This is a genomic window from Paenirhodobacter sp. (assembly GCF_047600745.1).
GTDB lineage: Bacteria > Pseudomonadota > Alphaproteobacteria > Rhodobacterales > Rhodobacteraceae > Rhodobacter.
Genome location: NZ_JASGKI010000004.1, coordinates 921917 through 938695, shown reverse-complemented (window position 1 = coordinate 938695; position 16779 = coordinate 921917). Strand labels below are relative to the sequence as shown.

The window sequence follows — 16779 nt, the reverse complement described above, 5'->3', positions numbered from 1 at the left end:
CGGACCAATTCCGCACGGCCGACAGGCGGCATGAAAAAGCGCCCGCAACGGGGCGGGCGCTTCGTGAGAGGTCTGGCCGGTTACTGCGTCGCTTCGGTCTGGCCAAGGCTTTCCAGGAACCGGGCGTAGTCGAAATACAGGCTGTCCGGTTTCGTCACCAGCGAGGTGGTGTCGGGCTTCAGGCTTTCGGCATAGAACTGAAGCGCGCGGGTGAAGGCGAAGAAGGACGGATCCTTGCCATAGGCCGCAGCATAGACGTTGTTGCGTTCGGCATCGGCCTCGCCGCGGATGATCTCGGCCTGCCTGCGCGCGGCGGAGGTCAGCTCGACCACGGTCCGGTCGGCGGCGGCCCGCACGCGCTGCGCGGCTTCGCCACCCCGGGCGCGCTCGTCCGCCGCCTCGCGTTCGCGCTCCGCCCGCATCCGGGCGTAGGTCGCCGCGAGGTTCTGCGTCGGCAGGTCCGTCCGCGTCAGCCGCACGTCGATCACATCCACGCCCAGCGAGGCCGCCTCGCGCTTGGCCAGATCGCGGATCTGGTTCATCAGCGCGGTCCGGTCATCCGACAGCACGGCGGTCGAGGGCACCGACCCCATCACTTCGCGGATCGCATTGTTCAGGATGCCATCCAGACGGCTTTTGGCGAAATTCTCGCCCCCCGTGCCGACGGCTTCGCGGAACTTCACCGTATCGGCGATCCGCCAGCGCGCGAAGGCATCGACCACCAGCCGGCGGTCATCGAGCGGCGTCACTTCCAGCGGCTGCGTCGTCAGGCTCAGGATCCGGTCGTCGTATTTCACCACCGTCTGGAGCAGCGGCAGCTTGAACCCCAGCCCCGGTTCCGTGCGGACCTGCTTCACCTCGCCGAATTGCAGCACCAGCGCCTTTTCGCGCTCGTCCACCGTATAGAGCGACGACAGCCCGAGCCCGGCCAGGATCACGACGGCGGGGATGATATATTGCGCGCGCATCAGTTGCTCCCTCCCTGGCGAAGCTGGTTGAGCGGCAGATAGGGCACCGTGCCGGTTCCGCCCTCCACCACCGTCTTGCCGACATTGCCGAGCGTCTGGCCCATGGTCTCGAAGAACATCCGGCGCTTCGTCACTTCGGGCGCCTTGATGTATTCCTCATAGACCGAGGTGAAGCGCGCCGCCTCACCCTGCGCATCGTTGACGACCTGCGCCCGATAGGCTTCGGCCTGTTCCTGCAACTGTGCCGCCTGACCACGGGCGCCCGCCGTCACCTGGTTGGCATAGGCGTCGGCCTCTTTCTCCAGCCGGTCGCGTTCCTGCTGCGCGGCCTGCACGTCGCGGAAGCTGTCGATCACCTCGCTCGGCGGGTCGGCGCGGTTGAAGTTCACCCGCACCACGTTGATGCCCACGCCATAGCCGTCCAGCGTCGCCTGCACCGCCTGCCGCAGGTCCGAGGCGATTGCCCCCCGGTCGCGGTTCAGGATCGGCGCCAGTTCCGAGCGCGCGATGATGTCGCGCATCGCGGATTCCGAAACGGCGCGGATCGTGTCCTCGGGATCCGCCAGGTTGAACAGGTATTTCGCCGGGTCGGAGATGTTCCAGACCACCTGATATTCGATATCGACGATGTTCTGGTCGCGCGTCAGCATCAGCCCCGAATCCGTGTCGACCGCCGCGGAGCGCCCGTAACCCGCATCCGTCGTGCGGCTGCGCCCGGTGCCCAGTTCGGTCGTCCGTTCGTCGGTGACCGGCAGCACATCGGCGGTTACCACCGGCCAGGGCGCGAAGTTCAGGCCCGGGTTGCCGGTCTTGTAGTATTTGCCGAACATCAGTTCGATCGAGCGTTCGTTCTGCTGCACCGTATAAAGCGAGGCCCAGCCCCAGGCCGCCACCGCCGCCAGAACCGCCAGCCCGATCGTGCCCTTGCCAAAGCCCGGACCCTGCGATCCGCCGCCCGAGGGCCCGCGTCCACCCGGTCCGCGCCCGCCCATCAGCACGCGCAGCTGTTCCGAGCCCTTCTTCATGATGTCTTCGATCTCGGGGATCGGCGAGCCTTCGCCGGGCCGCCGCGGCCGCCGGTTCGGGTCGCGGTCGTTGTCATTCCCTCCGTTCTGGCCACCGCCAGATCCCCAGGGACCTCCGTTCGTCATGCTGTCCTCGCCTTTCGTTATGTCCCTGCCGAGGTGGGGACTGATCGTGATAAATCAAGCGCGCGTGAGTTCAGCGCACCGGCTTTCGCATCGTCACCAACTCCTCGGCCATCGTCGGATGGACGGCACAGGTGGCATCGAACTGTTCCTTCGTCGCGCCCATCTTCATCGCGATGGCGGCGAGCTGGATCATCTCGCCCGCATCGGGTGCGACGATATGACAGCCCAGAACCCGCCGCGTGGCGCGCGAAACGACCAGCTTCATCAGCACTTTCTCATCGCCGCCCGCGAAGGACGCCCGCATCGGCCGGAAGCCCGCGGCATAGACCTCGACCTCCTCCCGCGCGCGGGCGGCTTCCTCGGACAGGCCGCAGGTGCCGAATTCGGGCCGCGTGAACACCGCCGAGGCGACCAGATCATGGTCCACCCGGCGCGGATTGGCGCCGAAGACGGTATCGGCAAAGGCATGGCCCTCGCGGATCGCGACGGGGGTCAGGTTGATCCGGTCGGTGACATCGCCCACCGCGAAGATCGAGGGCACGTTGGTTTGCGACCAGTCATCGACCGCCACCGCGCCATTGCCGCGCAGCGTGACGCCCGCCTCGGTCAGCCCCAGCCCCTCGGTATTCGGCACCCGGCCCGTGGCATAAAGCACCGCGTCGAAGGTCTCCGTGACCTCGCCCGAAGTCACCGCCAGCCCGTCGCCCTTGACGATCCGGTCCACGGTGCGCCCCGTCGCGATGCGGATGCCGCGCGCCGCCATCCGCGCCGTGATCAGCTCCGCGCATTCGCGGTCGAAGACGCGCAGCAGGGGCGAGCGGTTCCAGACCGTGACCTCGACCCCCAGCCCCTCCATGATGCAGGCGAATTCGCAGGCGATGAACCCGCCGCCGACGATCAGCAGCCGCCGGGGCAGGGTGTCGAGCCCGAACATGTCGTTCGAGGTCAGCACATGTTCGTTGCCCGGAAACTCCGGCACGAAGGGCCGCGCCCCGGTGGCGACCAGAATATGCTTCGCGCGAACCGTGGTGCCATCGGCAAGGCGGACCTCATGCGGGCCGGCGACGGTCGCGCGCTGGTCATGCACGGTGACGCCCGCGCCGGTCTGGCCCTTGCGGTAGAGCCCTTCCAGCCGGTCGAGTTCGGCGCTCAGCCGCCCCCGGAACGCGGGCCAGTCGAAGGCCCCCACATCCGCCGACCAGCCATAGGCGCGCGCCTCTTCGGCCAGCGCGGGGAAGGACGACGCATAGACCATCAGCTTCTTCGGCACGCAGCCGCGGATGACGCAGGTTCCGCCCATCCGGTATTCTTCGGCCAGCGCGACCCGGGCGCCATGCTCGCCCGCAGCCACCCGCGCGGCCCGGACCCCGCCCGAGCCGCCGCCGATCACGAACAGGTCGACGTCGAACCCCATCAGTCGATGTCCTTGAAGATGTTGCTGTCTTCGGACACGTCGATGACCTCCTGCGTGATCGCGCCGGTGTGCAGGTCGCGGGTTTCGACCCGGCCATCGGTGCCGCCGATCACCACCATGTCGCAGATGTCGATGAACAGCCCGCTTTCGACCACGCCCGGGATCTGGTTCAGCGCCAGCGCCAGCGCGCGCGGATTGCCGATCCGGTTCAGGTGCAGGTCGACGATGTAATGCCCCTCGTCGGTGACGAGCGGCTGCGTGCCGTTCAGCCGCAGGCTGGTCGTGCGGCCCAGAACGTCCATCGAGATCAGCAGTTCCTCGATCACGGTGCGGGTGGTCTGCCAGCCGAAGGGCACCACCTCCACCGGCAGCGGGAAGGCGCCGAGCTGCGCGACCTCTTTCGCCGCATCGGCGATCACCACCATCCGGTCGGAGGCGGAGGCGACGATCTTTTCCTGCAACAACGCCGCGCCGCCGCCCTTGATCAGGTTCAGTTCGGCGTCGAATTCATCCGCCCCGTCGATCGTCAGGTCGAGCCATTTCGCCTCGTCCAGCGTGACGATCTCGATCCCCAGTTGCCGGGCCAGTGCGCCGGTGCGGCTGCTGGTCGGCACGCCGGTGATCCGCAGCCCCTCGTCGCGCACCCGCTCGCCCAGGCAGCGCACCATCCAGGCGGCGGTGGAGCCGGTGCCGAGGCCGACCTTCATCCCGTCCTCGACCAGGGCCGAGGCGCGGCGGGCGGCGACGTATTTTGCCTTGTCGATGGGGGAGAGTTCTGCGGGCATCGGTCCATCCTTGGGTTTCGCGCCTCGGTTATAGACAAGCCCCGCTCCGCGTGCGAGCCAAAATCCCGCCGCGATCTGCGCCTTTGCGCCGCGACATGTCGCTTTCCGCCCTGTCCGGCGGCCGGAGCGTGGCAAGCTGCGGGGGCGAACAGGAAAGCCAGGCATGTTTCTCAGCGTCTTCGATATCTTCAAGGTGGGTGTGGGGCCGTCGTCCTCTCATACGATGGGGCCGATGGTGGCGGGGGGGCGATTCCTCGACCGGCTGCGGGGCTCGCCGTTCCAGGCGGCGGGGCTGCGGGCGCGGCTGCATGGTTCGCTCGCCTTCACCGGCAAGGGGCATGCGACGGACCGGGCGACGATCCTCGGTCTCGCCGGGTTCCTGCCCGAGAAGCTATGATGCCGAGGCGGCGGAGGCGGCGCTGGCCGCGAACCGGGCGACGCGGGTTTTGTCGCCGCCCGGGTTGGGGGATCTGGCCTTCGATCCCGACCGTGATCTGATCTTCGACTACGGCCCGCCGCTGTCGGGCCATGCCAATGGCATGGTGATCGAGGCGCTGGACCGGCAGGGCGATGTGCTGTTGCAGGAGATCTATTACTCGATCGGCGGTGGTTTCGTGCGCACGGCGGCGGAGATGGCGGCGCTGACGGATGCCGCGCTGGATGCGCCCTCGCCGGTGCCCTTCCCGTTCCGCAAGGCGGCGGAGATGCTGGAGATGGCGAAGGCATCGGGGCTGTCGATCGCGCAGATGAAGCGGCGCAACGAGCGGGTCTATCGCAAGGAGGCCGAGATCGACGCCGGGCTTGCGCGGATCTGGGCGGTGATGGATGGCTGCCTGTCACGCGGGCTGGAGACCGAGGGCGTGTTGCCCGGTGGGCTCAGCGTCCGGCGCCGGGCGAAGGCGATCCATCAGGCGCTGCTGGCGGAGCGGGGGATGAATCTGGTCGCGCCGCATACGATCAACGACTGGGTTTCGGCCTATGCAATGGCGGTGAACGAGGAAAACGCCGCTGGCGGGCAGGTGGTGACGGCGCCGACGAATGGCGCGGCGGGAGTGGTGCCCGCGGTGATCCGCTATTGGCTCGACCATGTGCCGGGGGCTGTGCCCTCGCGGGTGGGGGAATTCCTGCTGACGGCGGCGGCGGTGGGCGGGCTGATCAAGACCAATGCCTCGATCTCCGGCGCGGAATGCGGCTGTCAGGCGGAAGTGGGCTCGGCGGCGGCGATGGCGGCGGCGGGGCTGGCGGCGGTGCTTGGCGGGACGCCGGAGCAAGTGGAGAATGCGGCGGAGATCGCGCTGGAACATCATCTGGGGATGACCTGCGACCCGGTGAAGGGGCTGGTGCAGGTGCCCTGTATCGAGCGCAACGGGCTGGGTGCGGTGAAGGCGATTTCGGCGGCGTCGCTGTCGCTGCGCGGCGACGGGGTGCATCTGGTGCCGCTGGACGCGGCGATCGAGACGATGCGGCAGACCGGGCGCGACATGCACGAGCACTATAAGGAGACGTCGCTCGGTGGGCTGGCGGTGAACGTGCCGAACTGTTGAGGGGGGGCGGCCTCGCTTGGGCGGGGCAGGCCCCGCCGCGCGCTCGGCCGCCCGCGGCGAGGGCCGCGGGGGCCCCGACGGTTCAGGTCAGGGTGGTGGCTTCCATCTTTTGCGCGAACTCGCGCCGGAGTTCCTTGCGCAGGACGGCGGCCTGCCAGCGGTGGCGTTGCAGGTCCGTCTTCAGGTCGAGTTTCGGCACTTCGACCGGCCGGCCGCTGTCATCGACGGCGACCATGGTGAAATAGCAGCTGTTGGTGTGGCGCCGGGTGCCCGCGGTGATGCTTTCGGCCTCGACCCGGATGCCGATTTCCATTGAGCTGCGCCCGGTGTGGTTCACCGACGCCTTGAAGGTGACCAGTTCGCCGACCCGGATCGGTTCCTTGAAGGTCACCTGATCGACCGAGAAGCGTTACGGCATAGCGCCCCGACCAGCGCGAGGCGAGCGAGAAGGCCGCCCGATCGAGCCAGTTCAGCAGCGCGCCGCCATGCACCTTGCCGGAGAAATTCGCCATGTCGGGGGTCATCAGCACCGTCATCTCTAGCTGGCGGCGGTCGTCCTGGGTGAGTTGGCTGGTCATTTCCTGTCCCTGGCTGTTTGCGCCAGAATGACAGGTGGGCCGTCACTGCGCCAGATGGCGCAGGCCCTGGGTCACGTCGGTGCGCACCGCAAGGCGCAATCCGGGCTCATCCCCGGCACGCAGTGCCGCGAGAATGAGCCGATGGTGGCGCGGCGGCTCCTGCCGGGGGATCTTGCCATAGACAGCGCGCATCGTCGGGCCAAGCTGAAGCCAGACCGTTTCGATCACCGCCAGCATCGCCGGCGCCTGCGCGCGCAGGTAAAGCGTGCGGTGGAATTCCAGATTGGTGCGGATGTAGGACACGGCGTCATGCTTCGCCACCGCCTCGGCATTGGCGGTGTTGATCGCGCTCAGCCGGTCGATCAGCGCCATATGCGCGCGGGGCAGGGCGCGGGAGGCCAGTTCCGGTTCGATCAGCGCCCGCAGCGCCGCCAGCTCTTCGATCCGGTCGTTCGACAGCTCCGGCGTGGTCACCCGGCCCGAGGAGGACAGCATCAGCGCCCCTTCGGCGATCAGGCGGCGCAGCGCCTCGCGCACCGGGGTCATCGACAGGTCGTATTGCCGGGCCAGCCCGCGCAGGGTCAGCGGCTGTCCGGGCGGCACTTCGCCATGCATGATCTGTAGGCGCAACTGCCGATACAGGCGGTCATGGGCGGCGGTTTCGATCGGGCGGGAGGTGATCGTGGTCATGGCGTTACTGTGATCACAAACGGCGCCGGGGTCAATCGCGGAACCGCAGCGCATGCAGCGCCCCGCCGTGCTGCTTCAGCCAGGCGCGGTCGGGCGCATAATCCGGCCGCAGCCGGGCGACGACGGTCCAGAAGGCGGGGGAGTGGTTCATTTCGGCCAGATGGGCGACCTCATGCGCGGCGACATAATCCAGAACCGAGGGCGGCGCCATGATCAGCCGCCACGAATAGCTGAGCGATCCGTCCTGCGCACAGGAGCCCCAGCGGGAGCGGGTATCGCGCAGGGTGATCTTGCGGAACGGGCGGCCAAGCGTGCCAGCGTGGCGCTCGGTCGCGGCTTGCAGGCGGATCCGGGCGCAATGTTTCAGGAAAGCCTCCAGCCGGGCGCCGATCCGCTCCGGCTCCGGTGGCAGCAGCAGTTGCGCCCCGGTCACGCGCGGCGCCCGCACCGCGGCAGGGGTCAGCACCAGATCGCGGCCCTCGAACGGCAGGGTGGCGCCGAAAACGGGCCGCGACACCTGCGGCACCCGGTCGAGCGCGCGGCGCAGCCAGTCGGTCTGGCTGTGCGCGAAGGCCAGCGCCTCGGCCTCGCGCGCGCGCAGCGGCAGGGTCAGCGTCACCTGCCCATCCACCCGCGAAACCCGCAGGCTGAACCGCCGCGCCCGCGCTGAACGGCGCAGCGTCAGCGCGACGCCGGGCAGGTCTGGCAGGGGGTGGCGGCTCTCGGTCATCGTCCCTCCGGCAACGGTGCGAAAAGGCTTTGACACCCTGCGGCTGTTGTGGCAGTTGGCTGCGACTCTGTAAGAATGAGCTTGCCAGGAGAATTCCATGCCGAAAGAGGAATGGGGCGTCAAGCGCCTCTGCCCGCATTGCGCGAGCCGTTTCTACGATCTGCAAAGCGACCCGATGACCTGCCCGGTCTGCGGCAACAGCTTCACGCTGGACAGCCTGAGCGCGGCGGGCCGGGGCCGGGTTCTCGTCGCAGACAAGGCTTCTACCCGCGAAGCGGAACTGGATGTCGATGATCTGGCCGATGAGGATCTGGACGAAGACGCCGCGGATGTGGATCTGGACGACGACCTGCTCGAAGACGACGAGGACGATAACGTCTCGCTCGACGACATCGCCGATGTGGGCGGCAGCGACGACGAACACTGAGGCCGCTTCGGCCCCGGGGATGCAGGAGGCGCGGGGATCCCGCGCCTTTTCTTTTTGGCCGGGATCTGTGCTGATGGCCGGGCGAACTCGGGAGTTTCGTTATGCTCATTTTTGTCGACAGCCTGAGCGATCAACAGGATTAGGTTTGGGATACGGCAAAGGAGAGGCTTCAATGGAACGGGCTATGGCCGTTCTGTGCGCCGGCCTTGCCTATGGACATTGCAAGGGAGCGGCACCTCTCTCCGCATACGGTTGTCGAGTGTATCGAGAGCGTTGAGCGATATTTTTCCGCAAAGTCGCGGCGGTGGCAGGGCGGAACAAAAGGACCTGCCCAGTTCGAGCGCTACCCGCTGAAGGGCAGGTGCATGTGCACCTAGCCAAGCGGCGATGTAGAGGAATATGGTTAATGAGTTAGACCAGCCGTGGTTCAATCGGGAATTTGAGAAAATTTGGGAAGCCAATATTGGATCTCCTCTGAGAGAAGAGACAATTTGGAAAATTGCAAAATTGTTTTCCATGACTACCCTTGAAAAGCGATCGCGGAGAAATGCGATGACAGGGCACTGGCTGGTCTTTGCAAGGGTGGATGAGCGAAATTATTACCTGACGCTTGCACGCCATGATGAGAAAGACGAGAAAATTTTCGAACGGGTGAAAATTGCCGCGAACTGGTATCCGAACACGGAAATGCTCGCGGCATGACGTCGGGTGCGATGCTGACCGCCGGGGCGCGTCCGGTGCGGGGTTAAAGCGCGCCGGACATCCCGGCGCGCCTTGTTCTGTCGTGACAATCAGGCGTGGATCGCGCCCAGCCCGCAGGCCAGCGCCGCCTCCCGCACCGCTTCCGAGAAGGTCGGGTGGGCGTGGCAGGTCAGTGCCAGATCCTGCGCCGAGGCGCCGAATTCCATCGCCACGCAGACCTCGTGGATCAGTTCGCCCGCCGACGGCCCGATGATGTGGCAGCCGAGGATCCGGTCCGTGCCCGCATCGACGATCAGCTTCACGAAGCCCTCCGACTGGAACACCGCCTTCGCCCGGCCATTGCCCATGAAGCTGAACTTGCCGACCTTGTAGGCCCGGCCTTCCTGCTTCAGCGCCTCTTCGGTCTTGCCGACCGAGGCGACCTCGGGCGTGGTGTAGATCACGCCGGGAATGACGTCGTAGTTCACATGGCCGTGCTTGCCGGCGATGACCTCGGCGACGGCCATGCCTTCGTCCTCGGCCTTGTGGGCGAGCATCGGGCCGATGATCGCGTCACCGATCGCGTAGATGCCGGGCACGTTCGTCTGCCAATGCGCATCGGTCTTGACCTGACCGCGCGGCAGCACCTCGACCCCCGCGGCCTCCAGCCCGAGGCCGGTGGTGTAGGGCTTGCGGCCGGTCGCGACCAGAACCACCTCGGCCTCGATCGTGGCTTCGCTGTCGTCCTTGCGCAGCTTGTATTTGACGGTGTTCTTGCCCTTGCCCTTCTCGACGCCCTGCACCGCGGCGCCGAGGACGAATTTCAGCCCCTGCTTGGTCAGGATCTTCTGGAAGCTGCGGGCGACTTCGCCATCCATGCCCGGCGTGATCGCGTCGAGATATTCGACCACCGTCACCTCGGTGCCGAGCCGCGCATAGACCGAGCCCATTTCCAGCCCGATCACGCCCGCGCCGATCACCACCATCGACTTCGGGATCTTCGGCAGGGCCAGCGCGCCGGTCGAGGTCACGACGGTTTCCTCGTCGATCTCGATTCCCGGCAGGCTCGCCGGTTCGGAGCCGGTCGCGATGACGATGTTCTTCGCGGTGTGAACCTCGTCGCCGACCTTCACCTGACCCGCCGCCGGGATCGAGCCCCAGCCCTGCAACCAAGTCACCTTGTTCTTCTTGAACAGGAATTCGATGCCCTTGGTGTTGCCGTCAATCACGTCCTGCTTGTAGGACTGCATCTTCGTCCAATCGACCTTCACCGAAGCCTGGGTCAGGCCCATCTTGTCGAAATTCTCATGCAGTTCGTGCAGCTCATGCGTCGCATGCAGCAGCGCCTTCGACGGGATGCAGCCGACGTTCAGGCAGGTGCCGCCCAGCGAGCCGCGCCCTTCGACGCAGGCGGTCTTCAGCCCGAGTTGGGCGCAATGGATCGCGCAGACATAGCCGCCCGGGCCGCCACCGATCACGATCACATCAAATTCAGCCATTTTCGTCTCCTGTCAGGCCGCGGGCGCGGCCCCGAATAATGCGGCGAGGATCATCGCCAGGGTTGCGAGAAGCCCGACCATCCAGATCAGCGAACGCCAGGGCGCCCAGCCGAAAGCATAGGCGGGCAGATAGAGGATGCGTGCCGCGACGAAGATCCAGGCGCAGGCGGCGGTGAACGCCGAGGCATGGCCCGACAGCGTGACCACGACGACCGCCACGATGAACAGCCCGAGATTTTCAACATGGTTGGAAGCGGCGCGGCGCAGACGGCCCAGAAGCGGCGACTGCGCCGGTTCCCGGTCGCGCGGACCGGCATTGTAGCGGGTGCCGAGTTCGCGGGTCATCACCGCACCGGCCACGGCGACCATCACCACTTGCCAGAGCGCCGCGAGGGCGAGGGCGGTCAGTTCGGGGGTCATGGCATCCTCTGGGAAGGGCCCCCCGCCGGAGCGGGGGGCGTCGGGATCACAGATCCATCAGCAGGCGGCGCGGATCTTCGAGCGCTTCCTTGACGCGCACGAGGAAGGTCACCGCGCCCTTGCCGTCGACGATCCGGTGATCGTAGCTCAGCGCGAGATACATCATCGGGCGGATCACGATCTGGCCGTTCACCACCATCGGGCGTTCCTGGATCTTGTGCATGCCCAGGATGCCCGATTGCGGCGGGTTCAGGATCGGCGAGGACATCAGCGAACCATAGACGCCGCCGTTCGAGATGGTGAAGCTGCCGCCCTGCATTTCCGCCATGGTCAGCTTGCCGTCACGGGCGCGCTTGCCATATTCGGCGATTTCCTTCTCGATCTGGGCGAAGCCCTTCTGGTCGGCGTCGCGCACCACCGGCACCACGAGGCCGTTCGGCGTGCCGACGGCGACGCCCATATGGACGTAACGCTTGTAGACCACATCGCCGCCGTCGATCTCGGCGTTGACTTCCGGCACCTCTTGCAGCGCGTGGCAGCAGGCCTTCACGAAGAAGGACATGAAGCCCAGCTTCACGCCGTGCTTCTTCTCGAACTGGTCCTTGTAGGCGTTGCGCAGTTCCATGATGCCCGACATGTCGACCTCGTTATAGGTCGTCAGCATCGCGGCGGTGTTCTGCGCATCCTTCAGGCGCCGCGCGATGGTCGCGCGCAGGCGGGTCATCTTCACGCGTTCTTCACGCGCCGCGTCATCGGCCGGAACCGGCGCGCGCGGCACCGAAGCCGGGGCGGGGGCGACCGAAACCACCGGGGCGGGCTTCGCGACAGCCGCCGCCACGTCTTCCTTCATGATCCGGCCATCGCGACCGGTGCCGGTGACCTGATCGGCGGACAGGCCGGCCTCGGCCATCGCCTTCTTCGCGGCGGGGGCGTTTTCCACATCCTTGCCGCTCGCAGCCGGGGCCGCGGCGGGCGCAGCCGCCGGGGCGGCAACGGCACCCGCGGCGCCCTCGGCCACCACGGCGAGCTTCGCCGAAGCGGCGACGGTGGCGCCTTCGGGCGCGACGATCTCGGTCAGGACACCCGCGACCGGCGAAGGAACCTCGACCGACACCTTGTCGGTTTCGAGTTCGCACAGCATTTCGTCCTGCGCGACCGTATCACCCACCTTCTTGAACCAGGTGGACACCGTGGCTTCGGAAACGCTTTCGCCCAGGGCGGGCACCATTACGTCCGTCATCTTGACCTCTTTGGACTGTTGCGCGGCCGGTTGAGGGGCTGCCGCGGCTTCGGATTTCTTCGGCGCGGGCGCCGCTGCGCCCGCTGCATTGATCGTGGCGAGAAGGGCATTCACCCCCACCGTCGCACCTTCGGCGGCGACGATCTCTCCCAGAACACCGGCGGCGGGCGAGGGAACCTCGACCGTCACCTTGTCGGTTTCAAGCTCGCACAGCATCTCGTCCACCGCGACCGCCTCACCCGGTTTCTTGAACCAGGTGGCGACGGTGGCTTCGGAAACGCTCTCGCCGAGCGTGGGGACACGGACGTCGGTCATCTCAGCCCTCCAGCGCGTCGTTGACGAGCGCTTCCTGCTCGGCCTTGTGGGTCTTGCCCAGACCCGTCGCGGGCGAGGCGGTGGCGCTGCGGCCCGCATAGCGCGCCCGGGCGTGCTTCGCCTCGATCCGCGCCAGAACCCATTCCAGGTTCGGCTCGACAAAGGTCCAGCCGCCCTGGTTCTTCGGCTCTTCCTGGCACCAGACGATCTCGGCCTGCTTGAAGCGGGAGAGTTCCTTCGTCATCGACTGCGCCGGGAACGGGTAGAACTGTTCCAGCCGCAGCAGGTAGACATCGCTCAGCCCGCGCTTGTCGCGTTCGGCCAGCAGGTCATAGTAGACCTTGCCCGAGCAGATCACCACGCGCTTGATCTCGGCATCGGGCTTCAGCGCCAGCGTGCTGTTGCCCTTCTGCGCATCGTCCCACATCACCCGGTGGAAGCTCGACCCGGTGGTGAAATCCTCCGCCGTCGAGATGCACATCGAATGGCGCAGCAGCGACTTCGGCGTCATCAGGATCAGCGGCTTGCGGAAGCCCCGCTTCACCTGACGGCGCAGGATGTGGAAATAGTTCGCAGGTGTCGAGACATTCGCGACGATCCAGTTTTCCTGAGCCGACATTTGCAGGAAGCGCTCGGGGCGCGCCGAGGAGTGCTCCGGCCCCTGACCTTCGTAGCCATGCGGCAGCAGGCAGACGAGCCCCGACATCCGCAGCCATTTCGATTCACCCGAGGAGATGAACTGGTCGAACATGATCTGCGCGCCGTTGGCGAAATCGCCGAACTGGCCTTCCCAAAGGGTCAGCGCATTCGGTTCCGCCAGCGAATAGCCGTATTCAAAGCCCAGCACCGCATATTCGGACAGCATCGAGTTCGATGACTTCGTAACGCGCCTGACCCGGCTTGATGTGGTTCAGCGGGTAGTAACGTTCTTCGGTCGTCTGGTCGATGAAGGCCGAATGGCGCTGCGAGAAGGTGCCGCGGGTGCAGTCCTGTCCGGAGAGGCGCACCGGATACCCCTCGGTCACCAGCGAGCCGAAAGCCAGCGCCTCGGCCGTGGCCCAGTCGAAGCCCTTGCCGCTTTCGAACATCGCCTTCTTGGCGTCCAGCAGCCGCGCGACGGTCTTGTGCATGTCGAAGCCTTCGGGCGCGGTGACCAGCGCATGGCCGATCTCGCGGAAGGTTTCGGGCGCGATCGCCGTGGCACCGGCGTCATATTCGGCGCTTTCCGGCGTGATGCTCTTCCAGCGGCCATCGAGCCAGTCGGCCTTGTTCGGCTTGTAGGCCTTGCCGATCTCGAATTCCTCGTTCAGCTTCGCCTGGAACGCGGCCTTCATGTCCTCGATCTCGCCCTCGGGGATCAGCCCGTCGGCGACGAGGCGCTCGGTGTAAAGCTGGAGCGTCGTCTTGTGGCCCTTGATGCGCTTGTACATCACCGGGTTGGTGAACATCGGCTCGTCGCCTTCGTTGTGACCGAAGCGGCGGTAGCAGAAGATGTCGAGCACCACGTCCTTCTTGAACTTCTGCCGGAATTCGGTCGCGACCTTGGCGGCATGGACCACGGCTTCCGGATCGTCGCCGTTGACGTGGAAGATCGGCGCCTCGACCATCAGCGCGATATCCGTCGGATAGGGCGAGGTCCGCGAGAAATGCGGCGAGGTGGTGAAGCCGATCTGGTTGTTCACGACGATATGGATCGTGCCGCCGGTGCGATGGCCGCGGATGCCCGAAAGCTGGAAGCATTCCGCCACCACGCCCTGGCCCGCAAAGGCCGCGTCGCCGTGCAGCAGGATCGCGAGAACCTGGCTGCGGTCGGTGTCACCCAACTGGTCCTGCTTCGCCCGCACCTTGCCGAGCGCGACGGGGTTCACCGCCTCAAGGTGCGAGGGGTTCGCGGTCAGCGAAAGGTGGACGCTGTGGCCATCGAAGCTGCGGTCCGACGAGGCGCCGAGGTGATATTTCACATCGCCCGACCCGTCGACATCCTCGGGCTTGAAGCTGCCGCCCTGGAATTCGTTGAAGATCGCGCGGTAGGGCTTGTTCATCACGTTGGCCAGCACCGAGAGGCGGCCGCGGTGCGGCATGCCGATCACGATCTCCTTCAGGCCGAGGTTGCCGCCCCGCTTGATGATCTGCTCCATCGCCGGGATCAGCGCCTCGCCGCCGTCCAGACCGAAGCGCTTCGTGCCCATGTATTTGACGTGAAGGAACTTTTCGAACCCTTCGGCCTCGACCAGCTTGTTCAGGATGGCGCGGCGGCCTTCGCGGGTGAAGGCGATTTCCTTGCCGTAGCCCTCGATCCGCTCCTTCAGCCAGCCGGCTTCCTCCGGATCCGAGATGTGCATGTATTGCAGCGCGAAGGTGCCGCAATAGGTGCGCTTCAGCACGTCGATGATCTGCCGCATCGAACCGTGGACCATGCCCAGCACGTTGTCGATGAAGATCGGCCGGTCCATGTCGGCCTCGGTGAAGCCGTAGCTCTTCGGGTCGAGTTCCGGGTGGCTCGTTTCGTCACGCATCCGCAGCGGGTCGAGATCGGCGATCAGGTGGCCCCGGATCCGGTAGGCGCGGATGATCATGATCGCGCGGACGGAATCAATGACGGCGCGCTTCACGCTGTCTTCGGAGATCTGCACGCCCGCCTCGGCGGCCTTCGCCTTGATCTTGTCACCGGCGGATTTTGCTTCCTTGGCGACGGCGGGCCATTCGCCGGTCAGCGCGCCCATCAACTCGCCCGCGGCGACCGGCGGCCAGTCGGCCCGGGTCCAGGAGGCGCCCTGCGCGGCATGTTTCACATCGGTTTCGGCATCGCCGAGCGAGGCGAAGAACGCCTGCCAGCTTGCATCGACCGATGCCGGATCCCTGGCGTATTCGGCGTAAAGCTGCTCGACGTAATCGGCATTCGCGCCTTGCAGGAAGCTGGAGGCTTCGAATTGTTCGTTGGGGGATTGGTCATTCATGACAGTCATCCTTGGCTGAGGGGCCGAAGAGGGGCGGGGCGGTGATCAACCCTTGCAGGTTACCGCAAGTGCCTTCGCGCCGGGTTCGCGGCTGGAGGGCGACGTGACGTAGGAAGATTGCAGGCTCTTGCCGTAATAGGCGCAGAGCTTCGCCGGGGCGGCCGCGACGGCGGCCTTGTTCGCGGCGAAGAAATCGAAATAGACATAGGCTTTCGTCTGGTCTCCGCCGATCGCGGAGACGGCATCGCCGTTGATGCCGGTCATGCGCTCGAACAGGGCATGCGACCTGTCATCGACGGGCAGCGGCGGGGCGAGGGGCGTGCCCTCGAAACTCGTGCCGGGGCCATCCATCGGCAAGCAGGCTGCGACCGTCAGGCCCGATACCACGGCCAACAGGGCCGGGAACGCACGTTTCATTTCTACCTCCGTGGCCGCGTCCGGCCGTCATTCCGTCAGAGGGGCGGCCCCGCCCCCCTGGTTTTCTCAGGCGGGGCTCAGCCCTTGATCGCCTTCAGCACGGCTTCGCCCAGATGCGCGGGGCTTTCCGCCACCACGATACCGGCGCGCTGCATCGCCTCGATCTTCGAGCCCGCATCGCCCTTGCCGCCCGAAACGATGGCGCCCGCGTGGCCCATCCGGCGGCCGGGAGGGGCGGTGCGGCCCGCGATGAAGCCCGCGACCGGCTTCCAGCGGCCCTTCTTCTTCTGTTCGGCGAGGAATTCCGCGGCTTCTTCTTCCGCCGAGCCGCCGATTTCGCCGATCATGATGATCGACTGCGTTTCCGGATCGTCGAGGAACATGTCGAGCACGTCGATATGCTCGGTGCCCTTGATCGGGTCGCCGCCGATGCCCACCGCCGAGGACTGGCCGAGGCCGATGTCCGTCGTCTGCTTCACGGCCTCATAGGTCAGCGTGCCCGAGCGGGACACGACGCCCACCGAGCCGCGCTTGAAGATCGAGCCCGGCATGATGCCGATCTTGCATTCGTCCGGCGTCATCACGCCCGGGCAGTTCGGCCCGATCAGGCGCGACTTCGAGTCGAGCAGCGCGCGCTTCACCTTCATCATGTCGAGCACCGGAATGCCCTCGGTGATGCAGACGATCAGCTCGATCTCGGCGTCGATCGCTTCGAGGATCGAATCCGCGGCAAACGGCGGCGGCACATAGATCACGGTCGCATTGGCGCCGGTCTTGGCCTTGGCCTCATGCGCCGAGTTCGAACACCGGCAGGCCCAGGTGCTCCGACCCGCCCTTGCCCGGCGTCACGCCGCCGACCATTTTCGTGCCGTAGGCAATCGCCTGTTCGGTGTGGAACGTGCCTTGCGAGCCGGTGATGCCCTGGCAGATGACTTTGGTGTCTTTGTTTACGAGAACGGACAT

General features: G+C 66.3%; 12 protein-coding genes and 4 pseudogenes. 3 read left to right on the top strand and 13 right to left on the bottom strand.

Features of this window, described 5'->3' with window-relative positions; all coding sequences use genetic code 11:
* Window positions 1-80: 80 nt before the first annotated feature.
* The 4 genes from hflC to rpiA all read right to left on the bottom strand — a co-directional run bounded on the left by hflC (window position 81) and on the right by rpiA (window position 4318).
* On the bottom strand, window positions 81-971 hold the full coding sequence (hflC, locus tag QM789_RS13295; RefSeq protein ID WP_420353312.1) for a protease modulator HflC: 891 nt from the start codon (window positions 969-971) through the stop codon (window positions 81-83).
* The gene (gene hflK, locus QM789_RS13290; protein WP_420352355.1) at window positions 968-2119 is read right to left on the bottom strand and encodes an FtsH protease activity modulator HflK; all 1152 of its coding nucleotides are present in this window, start codon (window positions 2117-2119) and stop codon (window positions 968-970) included. The genes hflC and hflK overlap by 4 nt, the downstream gene beginning before the upstream one ends.
* A gap of 70 nt (window positions 2120-2189) precedes the next feature.
* Window positions 2190-3533 carry a glutathione-disulfide reductase gene (gorA, locus tag QM789_RS13285; protein WP_420352354.1) on the bottom strand — a complete coding sequence of 448 codons (1344 nt, stop codon included), beginning with the start codon at window positions 3531-3533 and terminating at the stop codon, window positions 2190-2192.
* Entirely contained in the window at window positions 3533-4318 is a 786-nt protein-coding gene (gene rpiA / locus QM789_RS13280; RefSeq protein ID WP_420352353.1) for a ribose-5-phosphate isomerase RpiA, read from the bottom strand. Before rpiA ends, gorA begins: the two co-directional genes overlap by 1 nt.
* A gap of 163 nt (window positions 4319-4481) precedes the next feature.
* Here rpiA and QM789_RS13275 point away from each other — a divergent pair.
* Window positions 4482-5862: pseudogene (locus tag QM789_RS13275) on the top strand (L-serine ammonia-lyase).
* A gap of 82 nt (window positions 5863-5944) precedes the next feature.
* On the opposite strand, the pseudogene QM789_RS13270 reads toward QM789_RS13275, so the two are convergent.
* The 3 genes and pseudogenes from QM789_RS13270 to QM789_RS13260 all read right to left on the bottom strand — a co-directional run bounded on the left by QM789_RS13270 (window position 5945) and on the right by QM789_RS13260 (window position 7860).
* A pseudogene (locus QM789_RS13270) lies at window positions 5945-6440 on the bottom strand (acyl-CoA thioesterase).
* 42 nt (window positions 6441-6482) lie between these two features.
* The gene (locus QM789_RS13265; RefSeq protein ID WP_420352352.1) at window positions 6483-7130 is read right to left on the bottom strand and encodes a GntR family transcriptional regulator; all 648 of its coding nucleotides are present in this window, start codon (window positions 7128-7130) and stop codon (window positions 6483-6485) included.
* A 31-nt stretch (window positions 7131-7161) separates the two neighbouring features.
* Complete coding sequence (locus QM789_RS13260; RefSeq protein WP_420352351.1) at window positions 7162-7860, bottom strand: M48 family metallopeptidase; 699 nt, start codon at window positions 7858-7860, stop codon at window positions 7162-7164.
* A 97-nt stretch (window positions 7861-7957) separates the two neighbouring features.
* Between QM789_RS13260 and QM789_RS13255 the strand changes: the two genes are divergently transcribed.
* Both QM789_RS13255 and QM789_RS13250 read left to right on the top strand, forming a co-directional pair.
* The gene (locus QM789_RS13255; RefSeq protein ID WP_420352350.1) at window positions 7958-8287 is read left to right on the top strand and encodes a TIGR02300 family protein; all 330 of its coding nucleotides are present in this window, start codon (window positions 7958-7960) and stop codon (window positions 8285-8287) included.
* Between the two features lie 552 nt (window positions 8288-8839).
* Window positions 8840-8989, top strand: a complete 150-nt coding sequence (locus QM789_RS13250; RefSeq protein WP_420352349.1) for a hypothetical protein — start codon at window positions 8840-8842, stop codon at window positions 8987-8989.
* A gap of 89 nt (window positions 8990-9078) precedes the next feature.
* Here the strand turns inward: QM789_RS13250 and lpdA are convergent, their stop codons facing one another.
* From lpdA to sucD, 6 genes and pseudogenes are all read right to left on the bottom strand, one after another.
* On the bottom strand, window positions 9079-10467 hold the full coding sequence (gene lpdA, locus QM789_RS13245; RefSeq protein ID WP_420352348.1) for a dihydrolipoyl dehydrogenase: 1389 nt from the start codon (window positions 10465-10467) through the stop codon (window positions 9079-9081).
* Window positions 10468-10479: 12 nt separating this feature from the next.
* Window positions 10480-10887: an MAPEG family protein gene (locus QM789_RS13240; protein ID WP_420352347.1), complete on the bottom strand. Its 408-nt coding sequence runs from the start codon at window positions 10885-10887 to the stop codon at window positions 10480-10482.
* A gap of 46 nt (window positions 10888-10933) precedes the next feature.
* Complete coding sequence (odhB, locus tag QM789_RS13235) at window positions 10934-12442, bottom strand: 2-oxoglutarate dehydrogenase complex dihydrolipoyllysine-residue succinyltransferase (RefSeq protein ID WP_420352346.1); 1509 nt, start codon at window positions 12440-12442, stop codon at window positions 10934-10936.
* A gap of 1 nt (window position 12443) precedes the next feature.
* Window positions 12444-15399, bottom strand: a pseudogene (locus QM789_RS13230) (2-oxoglutarate dehydrogenase E1 component).
* A 45-nt stretch (window positions 15400-15444) separates the two neighbouring features.
* Window positions 15445-15816 (bottom strand): hypothetical protein, encoded by a 372-nt coding sequence (locus tag QM789_RS13225; RefSeq protein ID WP_420352345.1) that lies wholly within the window; start codon window positions 15814-15816, stop codon window positions 15445-15447.
* A gap of 77 nt (window positions 15817-15893) precedes the next feature.
* Window positions 15894-16779, bottom strand: a pseudogene (gene sucD / locus QM789_RS13220) (succinate--CoA ligase subunit alpha).

What these genes read in the sequence shown, in the direction of transcription:
- hflK (WP_420352355.1), bottom strand. Translation starts at nt 2,119, where the DNA reads ATGACGAACGGAGGTCCCTGGGGATCTGGCGGTGGCCAGAACGGAGGG.
- gorA (WP_420352354.1), bottom strand. Translation starts at nt 3,533, where the DNA reads ATGGGGTTCGACGTCGACCTGTTCGTGATCGGCGGCGGCTCGGGCGGG.
- rpiA (WP_420352353.1), bottom strand. Translation starts at nt 4,318, where the DNA reads ATGCCCGCAGAACTCTCCCCCATCGACAAGGCAAAATACGTCGCCGCC.
- QM789_RS13265 (WP_420352352.1), bottom strand. Translation starts at nt 7,130, where the DNA reads ATGACCACGATCACCTCCCGCCCGATCGAAACCGCCGCCCATGACCGC.
- QM789_RS13260 (WP_420352351.1), bottom strand. Translation starts at nt 7,860, where the DNA reads ATGACCGAGAGCCGCCACCCCCTGCCAGACCTGCCCGGCGTCGCGCTG.
- QM789_RS13255 (WP_420352350.1), top strand. Translation starts at nt 7,958, where the DNA reads ATGCCGAAAGAGGAATGGGGCGTCAAGCGCCTCTGCCCGCATTGCGCG.
- QM789_RS13250 (WP_420352349.1), top strand. Translation starts at nt 8,840, where the DNA reads ATGACAGGGCACTGGCTGGTCTTTGCAAGGGTGGATGAGCGAAATTAT.
- lpdA (WP_420352348.1), bottom strand. Translation starts at nt 10,467, where the DNA reads ATGGCTGAATTTGATGTGATCGTGATCGGTGGCGGCCCGGGCGGCTAT.
- QM789_RS13240 (WP_420352347.1), bottom strand. Translation starts at nt 10,887, where the DNA reads ATGACCCCCGAACTGACCGCCCTCGCCCTCGCGGCGCTCTGGCAAGTG.
- odhB (WP_420352346.1), bottom strand. Translation starts at nt 12,442, where the DNA reads ATGACCGACGTCCGTGTCCCCACGCTCGGCGAGAGCGTTTCCGAAGCC.
- QM789_RS13225 (WP_420352345.1), bottom strand. Translation starts at nt 15,816, where the DNA reads ATGAAACGTGCGTTCCCGGCCCTGTTGGCCGTGGTATCGGGCCTGACG.